Here is a 14,799-nt window from a genome sequence, read left to right as displayed (position 1 = left end):
TTATTCTGATTTTATTGCCCAAATTTCTCTCCATATCTTCATAGAGTTTCGAGGTATTTCTTCGTCTAAAAGTGGGTAATGGACTTTATCATACTCAAATTTGGAAATTATCAATTTTGAATTATCAATTTGGTATTTAGAGTTTTGTTTAATTTTAATTTTACGCACCATGTATTTAGAAAATTCTGTTAACAAATCAAAGCTTGAACGGTATAGGAATGACGAAACAAGGTGTAAATTGATTATTGGAATATTTTCAATATATGGTAAATGTCTATCGCCTAATATGTAATCTACATTTTTAGCAATATCGTTTAATTCATCGATTTCAGGGTCTAATATTATTTTTATATCGTAATTCCATTCTTTAAACAATTTTTGAATACTTTCCACAGTTTCGTCGATTGTTTCATCGGATATATTAAGATTTTTAAGTGATTTGGTATCTAATAACACATATTTAATCGGTAAACCGTAATCTTCCAAATATATTTTTAAAATATACGGCGTAGTGAAAAATCCTGACGTATAAACAGCATAATCATATTTACCCAAGAATTCAGAATATTCTTTTAATTTTAACACTGCTTTTTCTTTTTCATCACTAACAATTTTTTTAGCATTTTCTAATTTTTCATCGCTTAATCCTACATTTTCAAATATTTCGTTGAAAAATTGTTCAGTACCATCGATTCCATAATGGTAAAACCATTTTTTAACGTAATTTATGCCAAATTCCTGTTTCATACGCTCTGCCCATCGTATATTGCCCATTACAACGTTTAAATCAGCTTTGCTTGCATTATTACAATGTTCTAAATTAGTAGGTATTAAATTTACGTCTATTGAAGCCTTTTTTAGAATTTTAGATATATTTTCAACTTCTAATTTGTTTACAAAACCCTGTAAACCTATGGATTCAATATTTACGACTTTGAAAGAATCTGTATTGTTAGTATCAGCATCTGTTTTAAAGTTTTCGGCTGTTTCTATTTTTGCTACTGTTTCTATTTTTTCCTCTTCATCTCGACCATAAAGTTGCTTAAAAAATGAATAAAGCGCTTCTTGTTTTCCACAGCCCCTTATTTCATAATTAGGCACGTCTTTTGGGTTTTTCCACGCTTTGGTGTAATCTTTCATAACTCTTTCAAAAGCGTTTTTTGCACGGTGAGAAAAGCCTTCTGAAGCCACGTGTACTAATTTGCAATCTTTTAGTATACCTTCGTCGTTTAATGTAGTAATAACGCCGGTAATGTCGTCCATAATCAAACCAGGTACGCAAGAAGGCAATACTGTAATTATTTTAGGGTGATATTTTTCATAGACCTCTATTATTTTAGCACGTAATTTTTCTTCTCCCCCGTATATTACGTCTTTTTCAGTCATATTCGTACATTCAACGTCATAAGCCGGGTCATACATAGTTCGAGGGGATAATCGTTGATTAAAAGCACAATGGGAACATCCGTGCACTATTACTTTTGAATTTTCAAGTTCAACAGCAGTATTTAGTGAGCCCGAAAGTTTGCAGTTTATACCATATTTATGGTATTGCCAGTTTGAATGTTGCCTAATTCCGTTAAAAAGATGGTCTCGAAGTGTATACATTAAAATATCTTGTTTTACACTATTTTTTGTATCAGTTGTACTATTTACATTTTCATCGTTTAAATTGGTTTTACACATAATATACCATTTTTATAATTTTTTATAATTTTTCATTAGATTTGCTAAATTTATTAAATTTTATTTTATATTTTTGAAAGTTTATTTTATTAATATTAGCACTTTTTAGATTATCTGATGTGATATATATCATTTTACATTTGCATCAAAATTTTTAAAAAACTATATATTATAGAAATACATTAAATCTATTATCTTATTAAAGATAGTTTTAATAATATTTAAGATATATTTATAAAAAATATGTTGAATTTAATTTTTAATTAATTTTTAGTCATACCTCATAAGATTATATGGTGTATTTTGAATTTGTTAATAAATGATTTATATGTAGAAAATCAAAATTTGGTGAATTTATGATAAAAATCGGCTTTGTATCGACGACAGATAGTGATGATGCTATTTTTATAGAGGCTTTAACTCAAATAACGGACAATATATTCAATAAAAATAATAACGATAATAACGATAATAACGATAATAAAAATTTAGGGGATTATTTAGAGTTTAAAGTTCTTCCTTACAAGTGCGAAGAAGAAACATACGAGGAATTCAAGAACTTTTCAAAACGTGCAAACATCGTATTTACTAAATTAATGGGTGGAAAGGATTCATTTCCCCAATTTGAAGATTTTAGGGACTGTTTAAAAAAATATAATGTTCCATTTTTACCCCTTCCAACTATTGGGGAGCATCACCCTGAGCTTGACGAAGCGATAACGGTTTCAAACGACGTAAAACTTGAAGTATCCAAATATTTGGGTTTGGATGGCGTAGAAAATTATAAAAATTTAATTTTATACCTTGCCCAAAAATTTGCAGATACCGACAATAAAAATATTGAAAATCCAATTTTAAAATTAAGTTTTGAAAAACCAAAATCTGTACCTTGGCAGGGCATATTTTGGGACAATACATATTTTGAAGAAACCGAGGATTATTTCAAATATTTAATGGAAAAATATGATTATTCTGAAGAAGATATACAAAATAAATCCAAAATAGGCGTAATTTTTTACAGAAATTTCTACATATCAAACAATAGGCAACATATTGAATTTTTATGCAATAAGTTGTTTGAAAAGGGCGCAATTCCGGTACCGGTATTTTATGCAAGTTTAAAAAATGAAATGGGTTGCATCGGTATAGAAAAGACCTTTGAAAAGTATTTCTATAAAAATAAGACTGAAAAATTCGGGGATTCTATAATTGATGCATTATTAAATACAAGTATGTTTACTCTTTCAATGGGTACAAGAACCGACTTAATCGAAGGCGAAGCAGAGTTTTTAACCAATTTAAATGTACCAATAATACAAGCAAATGTACTATTAAATGGTTATAAGGAATGGAAAGACTCAATAGCTGGATTAAGCCCTATAGATTTAGTTATAGGGGTAGCAATGCCTGAATTTGATGGTTGTATTATTCATTTTCCAGTATCGAGCTCTGAAAAGATGGGCTATAATACATTAAACACTGAAATAAAGAAATATATCCCGATAAAAGACAGGGTAAATAAAATAGTTGATATGACGCTTAAATATTCTGTACTTAATAAGAAACCAAATTGTGATAAAAAAATTGCAATAATCTTCCATAATTACCCTCCGAGAAATGATAAAATAGCTTCTGCTCACGGATTAGATAGTCCGGAAAGTGTATTAAACATCTTAAAAACTATGGAAAAAGCAGGTTATCGAGTAAACACAAACTACGAGAATGGAACGGAATTAATTAAACAAATGCTTGAATGTGCTACAAATGATTTAAGATATATGACGGAAGATAAAATTAAAAAGGCCGTTGGAAAAATTAGTCGAGAAGATTATAAAGAATGGTACGACAATCTTTCCGATAAAGTTAAAAACGAACTTATTAGGGATTGGGGCGATATTCCTGGCGAAGTTATGAATTTTGATGGTAAATTAATTGTTCCGGGTATTTTAGAAGGTGATGGGGGCAATATATTTATTTCCGTACAACCTCAAAGAGGTTATAGTGATAATAAAGATGCCCTATACCATTCTGTAGATATTGTACCTCCCCATCACTATTTAGCATATTATAAATGGGTTAAAAACGTATTTAAGGCTGATGCGGTTATGCATATCGGTAAGCACGGCACTCTCGAATGGTTGCCAGGTAAAGGTTTAGGACTTTCGGAAGATTGTTATCCAGACGTTTGTTCGGAATTGCCTAATATATATCCTTATATCGTAAATAATCCTGGAGAAGGTACGCAGGCCAAAAGAAGAGGTTATGCTACCATAATTACGCATTTAATACCTCCTATGACCATATCTGAGATTTACGATGATTTGATGACTCTTGAGAGGAGTATCGATGAATATTATGAATTAGACGGTACTGAAAATAAGAGTTCTATGTCAGCGGAAGATTCTAATTTGGATTTAGATATGAGTACTAAAAAAGGATTTTTAAAGCAAGAAATTATCGAAAAGATAAGGGAATTAAAGCTCGATGAGGATTTGATGGATTCAAAGAGTTTAGACGATATTCAAACCACGGGTAGAAAAAATAATGATAGAACTACGAATAAAGAAGAAGAAACCGGTTCAAATGATGAAAGTTATATAAATTATTTAAATAGTCTTTCTAAGGAAGAATTTGATGATTTTTTAACAAAAATTCATAATTATTTGGAAGATTTAAAAACAAGACAAATTAATGACGGTTTACATATAATGGGCTTACCGTTGTATGATACTAAATTAAATAATATGCTATTTATGATTACTCGTTGGCAATATCAATATTTGGAAATTCTTTCAAGTAGTTTAGGTTATAATTGGGATGAATTAAACGAAGATAAGGGTAAAAATCATTTTATAATCGATAAAATTTATGAAATTGGAAGTAATTTATTATTTGAGTATGAAAAATTGAATTTTGATAAAAATAGGATAAATGAATTATACGAATTCTGTAAAAATCCTGAAATAAATGAAGATAAAAATATTAACAATACGGAAGATGTTGACAATATACTCTATAAAATATCGTTTACAAAAGAATTAAAGGAAGTATTGGCAATAGTATCGGATATCCATACAAATCTTATGAAAGTAGGTGATGAATTAACAAATACTGTACGAGGAATTGCGGGAGAATACATACCTCCAAGAATCGCAGGAGCCCCTACAAGGGATACAAGATGTATACCTACAGGTAGGAACTTCTATTCTTGCAACCCTGAAGAAATACCAACTACTTCAGCAAATGATTTAGGTATTAAACTTGCAAATCAATTAATCGATAAATACGTTGCAGAAGAAGGGGAATATCCCGAATATTTAGGTGTTGTACTTTGGAGTTCGCCTACTATGCGAACCAAAGGGGACGATGTAGCGGAGATATTGCACCTTTTAGGTGTTAGACCAGTTTGGAAAAATAAAAAAGTAATTGGTACGGAGGTAATATCTCTCGAAGAGCTCAAAAGACCGAGAATTGATACAACCCTTAGGATAAGTGGTTTATTAAGGGATACATTCCCTCAAATCATCTATTTAATTGATGACGCCATTAGAGTTGTTGCTAAACTTGATGAACCGGACGAAATGAACTTTATTAAGAAACATTATAAGGAAGAAATGGCGGAAAAGATAAATGGCGGAATGTCTGAAGTTGAAGCTGAAAAAACAAGTCTTTATCGGATTTTTGGGGATAGGGCAGGTACTTACGGCGCAGGAATTGCCGAATTAATCACCGAGCAAAACTGGGAAACCGTTGAAGATATGGGTAAAGTTTATGTTGAATGGGGTTGTAATGTATATGGAAGAGACTGCTATGGGATAGTTGCAAAAGACGAATTTATAAGACAGCTTTCGAGGATACAAGCGACTGTTAAAAACGAGGATAACCAGGAAGGGGATATCCTTGAAGGGGACGACTTTAACAGCTACCACGGTGGTTTAATTGCAGCAATCACACATTACTCAGGTAAGCAGCCAAGGAGTTATGTGGGTGATTCCTCAAACCCTAACAAATTAGAAACTAAACATTTGAAAGAAGAATGTAAACAGATATTCAGAACAAAAATTATGAATCCAAAATGGATTAAAGGGATGAAAAGACACGGTTATAAAGGAGCCGGAGATATGTCCAAAATGATAGACAACACATTTGCGTGGGACGCCACTTCAAACATTGCAGATGATTGGATGTATGAGACAATAGCTAAAACTTACGTATTTGACGAGGAAATGCAAGAATTCTTCGAAGAAAACAATCCTTATGCTGAGTTAAATATTATCGAGCGTTTATTTGAAGCAAATGCGAGAAATATGTGGAATGCTTCCGATGAAACTCTTGAAAAGTTAAGACAAAGATATTTGGAAATCGATGGGGACCTTGAAGAAAGTATGTAAATTTAAATAACCTTAGTTTATATAAATAACCTTAGTTTATATAATATAAAATTATTTAAATAATAACTATATTTATCCCTTCTTTTAATTTTAAAATTAATTATAACTTTTGGTAGTGAAATTATGAAGTATTTGATTTTAAAACTTACTAATAATTGCAATTTACGGTGTAAATACTGTTATGCAAATTTATCGTCTGATTTGGATGGTGATATTAGTAATAGAAATATGGATTTTGAAACCGCCAAAAAAGCCATAGATTACTTATTAAGTATCGACAATAATTTAAAAATACAATTTACCGGCGGAGAACCTCTTTTAAATTTTGAACTACTTAAAAAGATTGTTGAATATTGTAATAATCTTAATTTACAAATAAAAAATGAAAATAAAAGAGAAAATAAAAGAGAAAATAAAATAAATAAAATAAATAAACTAAATAAACTAAATAATAAAAAATATAATATAAAATTCGCAATCCAAACAAATGGTACGATTATTAATTCTGAGATAATAGAATTCATAAAAAAATTTAAAATAGGGCTTGGAATTAGCTTAGATGATTTAAATAATGAATTTAGGGTATATGCAAATGAAAAGCCTTGTAAAATCGATGTTTTAAAAAATATGACATTGCTTAAACAGAACGGTGTTCATTTTGGTATTACATCGGTGATTACATCTAAAAATATGTGTGAAACCATACTCGAAGAGTTAATAATCTATTTATTGAGTTTGGAGGTTCATAGCATTAGCTTTGATTTTTTAAAACTTAAAAATAAAGACGAATTTGATAATAATGGAATTTTTGAACCGGAATATGAAGATTTTATAAAATTAATTAATAAATTGGGTGCTAAAAAATATCCTATTTCTATAAAAAATTTAAATCGAAAAAACAATAATGGAAACAGTAATAAATACTGTTATTTGAATTCTGGTGATTTATTGTACGTCAATGAAGTGGGAAATATTTATGCTTGCCCAACTCTTGAAGGAATCGATAATATGTACTTTGGAACTGTAAATGACCTCAATAATAATTTTAAACTTCCCAAATTTAATTCAAAAGGTTGTTTTGCGAGATATTATCTTAAAAATATATAAGTTATATTTTTTTAATTTAATATCAAATAATTATATTTATATGCTTTAGATTACATAATTAATAGTATAATGGTAAAAATTAGGGGATACTATGACTGGTGATGAGTTTACGTATGTAATCATAGGTTTTTACGTATTTGCAATACTTATTGCGTTTATACTTTTAATAAAAGTTATTTGGGATAGATATAAAAATAAAGATGATTCTAAATACGATAAAATAAAAAAATAAGAAATAAAAATAAGAAATAAAAATAAAACTAAAATTAATAAATATTTAACTGCATATTTAATGGTGATTTGATGCTAATTACAACGCAAAATAAATTTTCAGACTATGAAATTGAAAAAACTTTGGGAATTGCAAAAGGAAACACTGCAAGAGCTAAAAATATAGGTAAAGACATCGTTGCAGGATTTAGAAATATCGTGGGTGGTGAAATACAAGAATACACCGAAATGATAGCGGGCTCTCGTGAACAAGCTATGGATAGAATGATAGCAGATGCCGAAAGAATGGGTGCAGACGCCGTAGTTTGTATGAGATTTGAAACTTCACAAGTTATGCAAGGAGTTTCAGAACTTTTATGCTATGGAACTGCCGTAAAATTAAAAAAATAGAAATTTTATTTATTTTATTTATTATATCTTAATTATTCTTTTTTATTTATTATATCTTAATTATTCTTTTTTATTTTATTATTTTATTATTTTATTTTAAGTATTTTTAATTTAAATTCCTTTTTTAAGGTCCTAATGGTTCAATTGTGTAGTTAAAGAACATTGCCCAATTTCTACCATAGAATTGTTGACCATCTCCCCACGCAGTTTCGCAATGAGTAGGGTCTCCATAAATTGGTACGCATTCATAGTTTGCTCTAACTGCATCGATATCGTAATCGTATAAGTAAGACCCACTACTTCCAGTGGATTCATCAATTACTCTTACTTTTTCAGCGCATTTTCCGTAAGGCAAATCTAATTCTACGCTGTTTCTAAATGTACGGCTACCTATTGCATCCCCTTCATTATTTACAAAACTTGTGGAGTTATGCCATTCGCCGTCATAGTATAATTCTAATCGAACATGTTCATCCCAGCCAGGATTGTGCCCGTTTGTGATTTCGTAAAATTCTAAATCAGGTCCTGGACCATCGCATATTGAGTTGTTAAATAATAGTACAATAGAGCCTCCACGCCCTAAACTTGTAAACATGTCCAATCCACCGTCTGAATCCCTTTCACCTAAACAGTAATCTGGATTATATCTACTTACTGGATTACTTCCTTTTTCACCCGGTTGGTAATCTTCATAGTCAACTGCCCAAGAGTCATATACAGTTATACATTCGTAATCAAGTGCACACTCGCAAATTGCTGCGTGAACTGCAATTGTTACCGGTTCCCCTTCGGTATAGTTCCAAATTTCTGAAATAGGTATTTGGTAGTAGTGAATTTTAACTCCTTCCTGATAATTGTGATATTCAAACTGACCAGGTACTGGATTTCCTGTAAATGTAATGTATTCATACCAGCCTTCGTCTGGAACATCTTTCTGTTTTTCATATTCTTCACTTGGCAAGGTAGGTTCTGCACCTACTATTTGCACGTGGCTTTCATTTAAACACCAGCCTGGGCCTGTAGCTATCGTAACGTAAACCCAAGTGTTGTCGTTTGATATCGTGACCATCCCTGCATCATACATTCCATTTCCTGCGACTAACTCATAATCGGTTGCGGTTGCAAATGGGATTAATGAGAAAATCATTGCAAAAATCACGCAACTTATCAGATATTTTTTCATAAATTATCCCCTCGTTAATTTATGATTAATTAGTAAACTTTTAATAAACTGTTGGCATTGCGTTATTGAATTTTTTAAATAATTACCAGTACTTTTATAAAATATCGGTTTTTAAAATTTTAAAAAATAGTTATATTGTTAAATTGTCAATCCATTAAATGGTTGTATGATAATTGATAGATACTATTCTAATTAATATTATTTTTTTCAAAGTATATATAATTAAAGTACATTTAAATAATTGTTAATAAAACAACACAAATATAGAGATATAATTTTAAATTAGTAATTAATTATACTTACATTTTGTATTTAGGTAAACTATTATCCATTAATCATTTATATGGTGGTTATATATTCAGTTTTTTAATTATTCTCGATTATACATTATTATTTAATCCTAATTATCTATAATTATATATATTTCAATTTATAGATATTTAATTAAGTGGGGGTGATAATATTAGACTCGTTGACCAAAGAAATGGACAATATTTACAAAATGTAAAAGATATAACCCATATAAAAAATATATCTAATATATCTAATATCTCTAATATATCTAAAATACCCTATAATAAAAAAGGATTAATGGAATTTGTTAATAAATTTAATAATAACTTTAAAAAAACTAAAAAAACTAAAAAAACTAAAAAATGCAAAATTACTGGAAATTTAACTGATATAGAATACCTATATAATTTGCAGGATATTAACGAAATGCTTGACGAAGACCCTGATAATGTATGTTTATTACGAGAAAAAGCTAAAATACTCATAAAATCCAAAAATTACGCCAAAGCTACGACTGTATTAAATAATATCGTGGAAAATTGCCCAGATGATTTAATATCAAATACTTATTTTGCAGTTATTGCATATTACAATGGAGATTATGAGCTTTGCCGTAAAAGAATTCAAAAAATATTTGAAAAAGCATACGATTACAGCGATTTAGATGAATATATTACATACTACATTTCAGAATTTGAAGAAACTATGCCGGAATTTAAAAATTATTATGAAAATGAAGTATACTATCAGAAAATGCAAAATTATTTGGATAATAATAATTATGATTTAGCACTTCAATATGCTAAAAAATTATTTGAAATTACCAAATCTGAAGAATATATTAAATTAATTGAAGAAATATCTATTAGAAAATTAGAGCAAGATGACAAGGTTGTTATACTTAAAAACATTGAACAATTGGAAAAAGATATAAAATACAGTATTTATTTTAAAAATTATGACATTGCACTGGATAATATTAATAAATTACTAAGTAATAGAAGTTATTTAGTCTATATTGATGTATTATATTATAAAAAATTAATTGAAAAAATTAATTATGAAAAAGAAAAAATTAATATGGGTTTAGGGACAAATGTTATTAAAAAATACTCAAATGAACAAATGGATTATAAAATAAACGATAATCTATCAAAAATATCCAAAAATAAGATTAAAGACCCTAAAAAAGTTAGAAATTCCCCTAATTTTCATAAAAAATCGTCAATATCTAATAAATATATTTCACATATTCAAAAATATATTCAAAAATATATTCAAAAATTGAATATATAAAATATAATTTTATCTATTTTTAAGTATGTTATTTATTATAAAAGGAATAATAAAAACAATATTCCGAATAAATCGCCCAAAAATGCAAGTATCGAGCTTATTATAACTATTTTAGTACCCAATTTAGCCCCAAAAATTGAAATATTAAAAGGTAAGGAATATCTTGCATATTTAGTTGAAAAACTTATTACATTTGCAAAAAGTAATCCAATTAAAACTTCTTTTCCATTTAATACGCCATTTTGCAAAAATTCTGATGCAAGTACTAATGAAGCTGAAAAGTTAGCTAAGTTAGTGATTACTAATATGCCTACACTCGGACTTATGCCCATAATTTCAGTGAATGGCTCCATAAATATGTTATAATTGTCTAAATATCCCATTTCGGAAATTACCATTACAATAAACATCGTAATAAACATTACGGGTACAATACGCTTAACAAGTGAAAATGTTTTTTCAAATGATGTTTTAACATTCTTTTTTCTATCGATTTTTTTAAATTTAAAAATGTCTTCACGTGGCTTTGAAACTTTTTTTAGGTAAATTAAACCGACTAAAGTTTTGAATAAGGATATTCCTAACCTAATAACTGTATAATATATTCCAACTATGCCCAATAGTGGCACTACAACCGCAATGTAGTAGGTAAGTATTTCTGATGCATTTGATGGAAAAGAATTAGCCAAAGCAGTACCTATGGCCTCTTTTTCACTTACTTTGTTATCTTTTATTCCGTCGGCTAATAAACTATACCCTACCGTAGGGTCAAAAAAACATACGAGCATTGAATATGTTAATATTTCATTTATCCCCAATTTTTTAGTAAAAGGGTTTAAATACTCACTTATTTTTTTCATTAACCCTGCATTAATCAAGTAATTCATTATAAATACGGTAATTACAATTGTGATGGATATTCCGAGCGTATACCTTAAAGAACCGTATGCCGATGAATATATAATTTCAAAAAATTCCATATATACCCCTTTAGTAATCCGTATTTATTTTATATTATTTTATTATTTTATATTATTTTATTATTTTATTTTTTTATTATTTTATATTAATTTATCATTATTAATTTATCTTTATTCCATTAGTTAATTTTAGTTAGATTTGCCATAATAACAAACCCGTAATTATGAGAATATCCAATATGAATGTTATTATTGCATTTATCATTACAACTTTAGTACCTAATTTAGCCCCAAAAATTGAAATGTGCATCGGTAATGAGTGTTTTGCATACCTTGTAGATAATGAGAGTACATTTGCAAACATTAACCCAATCAAAACCTCACGGGGATTTAATATACTTTCTTTTAAGAATCCACCGCCCATAATCATTGCAGCTTGTACATTTACAAGGTCGGTTAATATAATAAGCCCTACATTTGAATCAAGGTTCAAAACGGACGTAAATGGATTAATTAACAATTTTAAATACTCAAATACCCCCAACTTTGTGAAATATATAACTATAAACATTGTAATAAACATCACTGGAACCATTCTTTTTGAGAATCTAAGCGTGCTATTCCAGGATTTCTTTATATTATCTTTTATTTTGTTTTTTTCATTTTCTTTAGGTGTAAAGTCAACAGACTTAGAAACTACTGCTAAATAAGCCAATCCAATAATTGTTTTTAATAATGCAACCCCTGAACGTAATACTATGTACAATACACCTGTAAAACCTAATATGGGAATTGCAACAGGTATGAAAAATGTGAAAATGTGCGAAAATATGGACGGAAACGAATTTGCAAGTGATGAACCAATTAATTCCTTTTCAGTTAGTTTTTCATCTTTTAAACCTTCTGCAAGTATTGAATAACCTACCGTTGGGCTAAAAAAACACGTAATTATTGAGTATAGCGATAGTTGATTCATTTTTAAATTTTTTGTAATAGGGTATATAAAATCACTTAATTTTTTCATAACTCCCGTATTTATCAAATAATTCATTATAAACATTGAAGAAAGTACTACTAAAGCTATACTTATTGTATATTTTATAGCTTCGATTATGGACTGAAAAATGTCCATTATATTAAATTCAAACATTATTACACCATTTTAAAATTTTTATCGGTATTTTGGTTAGTTAGGTAATTAATTATCTATAACGTAGTTAAAAATATAAATGCAGTATAAATATAACTTGAATATATATAAATATAACTTTAAATATCTAACATTGTTGGTATAAATATATTGAGAAATTTGGTGATACTATTCTACAAAATACCGAAATTCATAAAAAAGAACTTTTAAAGAAAATGAAAGAATCAATGATTTTAAATATGGAAATTAAAAAAATTGCAGATGTTTTAGAATTACCGAAGCTGAAAGAAGCATACAATAATAATTATAAGACTTTAAGAGAATACCATATTTCAATTTACCAAGAATTTTATGAATTAATCAAAGAAACAGAGTATATTGAATATGACAATATAAAAAGAAAAGATATTCAATGGTATCCAAAAATAGATTATGAAAAATGCGTGAATTGTAATGAATGCGTGAATTTTTGCCCAAAAGGTGTATATGTACAAAATAACAATTCTGTAGTGGTTAAATATCCCTATAATTGTGTAATAAACTGTACTGGGTGCGTTTCACACGCTTGCAAATATGGTGCAATTAGTTTTCCCGAAAAAATTAGTAAATCGAATCAATAAATATCTTTATTTTTATTATTTTATTATTATTTTATTATTATTTTATTATTATTTTATTTGAACGACATTTTAAGTTTATAACATATTGCTGAGGGGGATATGGCAATATTTTTATTAAATTTAGTCGGAACAATGGTTATTAAATTAAATAAAGTTTAATTGACCATATTTTTACATAAATATATATACTTTTAAAAACCATATTATATTTGTGACTATATAACGTCCACAAAAATATTAAGGGCAACATATGACATATTACGGGTTATATTACTAATTACAATATTTTATGATAATCTGGGCAATTATTTGTTAAGTATCTTATTTTTAATATCGATATTACTCAAATAGCAATTAAGTAGGAGATAGTTATGAAAATCCCGGGATTAAATAAAATAAATATGAAGCTATTAATTATAATTTTGGCGGCATCATTAATCCCCCTTGCCTCCTTAGGTATAATTACAAACAATATGGTTTCTGAGAAGTTAGACCAACAAATGATTTCTGACGTTAATCAGGATGTTGTGGCCATTAATGGCCTTACAAATGAACATTTATCCAATTTAAAATCTGCAATTACCCCCGTAAATCAGGGACCTTTGGTAAGTGCGATTGAAGATAAAGATTATAATGCATTATATGCCAAATCAAAAGAATATAAATCTAAAATGGAGTATATTGATTATGTAGCGTTTTGTGATGCGGATATGAATGTAATATCTTCTTCACAAGGTAAAACTGAATCATTAAATTTAAATTCACTTATTGGTTCAACAGTAAGTTCTGGTAAATATATGTCATACGAAATAATGAATACCGAAACTGCAAACAAAATTGACCCTGAATCTTTAATTTCTGGCGTTGATGGAGTTTTCTGTGCCGTTTCTGCAGTACCATTAAAAGCTAATGGTAAAGTAGAAGGTTATATTGTCGGTATTGATTTTTTAAATAAAGATGCATATGTTTTAGATAAAATACAACGAAATACCCACGAAATGGCCGAATTAATTATGGGCAATAAATGGGTTGCATTAGGTAAGGATAGTACTCAGTCATTAATGGGTAAAACAATACCTGACTCAAATTATGAAAAGATTTTAAATGAGAATAGCGAACCATTTAAAGAAGAAATTGCAGGTATTGTATATTACGATACAATAATACCAATTAAAAATGCAAAAAATGAAATTATTGGAGCTTGGTATGTGGGATTACCTGCAGAATTAACAATGCAAATAATTTCGGAAATACAGATTACTATATTAATAATAGGTATATTAAACGTCCTTTTGACGTTACTTTTAGCCTTATTCACAAACAGATTAATTGTAAGACCATTGGTTTCTTTAAAAACTAATGTGCAAGAATTTGCAAATGGAAACCATAATGTTAGAGCCAATGTAAAAACTGGTGATGAATTACAAGAATTAGGCGAATCATTCAACGAAATGGCCGATAACGTAGTTAAGTTGAATAAAACATTAGATATGGATAAAGCTAAGTTAGCAGAACTATTGGAAGAAGTAAG

11 protein-coding genes are annotated in these 14,799 nt (G+C 28.5%); 7 read left to right on the top strand and 4 right to left on the bottom strand.

From position 1 onward, the window contains the following. Positions 1-1,686: an oxidoreductase/nitrogenase component 1 gene (locus J3E06_RS04380; protein WP_013180067.1), complete on the bottom strand. Its 1,686-nt coding sequence runs from the start codon at positions 1,684-1,686 to the stop codon at positions 1-3. A 356-nt stretch (positions 1,687-2,042) separates the two neighbouring features. Between J3E06_RS04380 and J3E06_RS04375 the strand changes: the two genes are divergently transcribed. From J3E06_RS04375 to J3E06_RS04360, 4 genes are all read left to right on the top strand, one after another. Further along, a complete protein-coding gene (locus J3E06_RS04375) occupies positions 2,043-6,077 on the top strand; it encodes a cobaltochelatase subunit CobN (protein WP_013180066.1) in 4,035 nt (1,344 codons plus the stop codon). 123 nt (positions 6,078-6,200) lie between these two features. Continuing rightward, a complete protein-coding gene (locus J3E06_RS04370) occupies positions 6,201-7,184 on the top strand; it encodes a radical SAM protein (protein WP_013180065.1) in 984 nt (327 codons plus the stop codon). A 91-nt stretch (positions 7,185-7,275) separates the two neighbouring features. Further along, positions 7,276-7,416, top strand: coding sequence for a hypothetical protein (locus tag J3E06_RS04365; protein ID WP_013180064.1), 141 nt, complete (start codon positions 7,276-7,278; stop codon positions 7,414-7,416). 71 nt (positions 7,417-7,487) lie between these two features. After that, positions 7,488-7,805 (top strand): YbjQ family protein, encoded by a 318-nt coding sequence (locus J3E06_RS04360; RefSeq protein ID WP_013180063.1) that lies wholly within the window; start codon positions 7,488-7,490, stop codon positions 7,803-7,805. Between the two features lie 124 nt (positions 7,806-7,929). On the opposite strand, the gene J3E06_RS04355 is transcribed toward J3E06_RS04360, so the two are convergent. Then, positions 7,930-8,988: a hypothetical protein gene (locus J3E06_RS04355; protein WP_013180062.1), complete on the bottom strand. Its 1,059-nt coding sequence runs from the start codon at positions 8,986-8,988 to the stop codon at positions 7,930-7,932. Positions 8,989-9,579: 591 nt separating this feature from the next. Between J3E06_RS04355 and J3E06_RS04350 the strand changes: the two genes are divergently transcribed. Next, on the top strand, positions 9,580-10,578 hold the full coding sequence (locus tag J3E06_RS04350) for a tetratricopeptide repeat protein (RefSeq protein ID WP_013180061.1): 999 nt from the start codon (positions 9,580-9,582) through the stop codon (positions 10,576-10,578). A 35-nt stretch (positions 10,579-10,613) separates the two neighbouring features. Here J3E06_RS04350 and J3E06_RS04345 read toward each other — a convergent pair whose 3' ends face one another. Together J3E06_RS04345 and J3E06_RS04340 are read right to left on the bottom strand one after the other, a co-directional pair. Continuing rightward, positions 10,614-11,558 carry a nucleoside recognition domain-containing protein gene (locus tag J3E06_RS04345; protein ID WP_013180060.1) on the bottom strand — a complete coding sequence of 315 codons (945 nt, stop codon included), beginning with the start codon at positions 11,556-11,558 and terminating at the stop codon, positions 10,614-10,616. Positions 11,559-11,691: 133 nt separating this feature from the next. After that, positions 11,692-12,648, bottom strand: a complete 957-nt coding sequence (locus J3E06_RS04340) for a hypothetical protein (RefSeq protein WP_013180059.1) — start codon at positions 12,646-12,648, stop codon at positions 11,692-11,694. A gap of 239 nt (positions 12,649-12,887) precedes the next feature. Between J3E06_RS04340 and J3E06_RS04335 the strand changes: the two genes are divergently transcribed. Together J3E06_RS04335 and J3E06_RS04330 are read left to right on the top strand one after the other, a co-directional pair. Further along, entirely contained in the window at positions 12,888-13,268 is a 381-nt protein-coding gene (locus J3E06_RS04335; protein WP_259164296.1) for an ATP-binding protein, read from the top strand. A 371-nt stretch (positions 13,269-13,639) separates the two neighbouring features. Further along, the coding region (locus J3E06_RS04330) for a cache domain-containing protein (protein WP_259164295.1) at positions 13,640-14,799 on the top strand (1,160 nt) is incomplete at its 3' end.

The sequence above is a fragment of the Methanococcus voltae genome, assembly GCF_024807655.1.
Lineage (GTDB): Archaea > AGJL01 > Methanococci > Methanococcales > Methanococcaceae > Methanococcus > Methanococcus voltae_D.
This window is presented reverse-complemented; position numbering and strand designations above follow the sequence as displayed.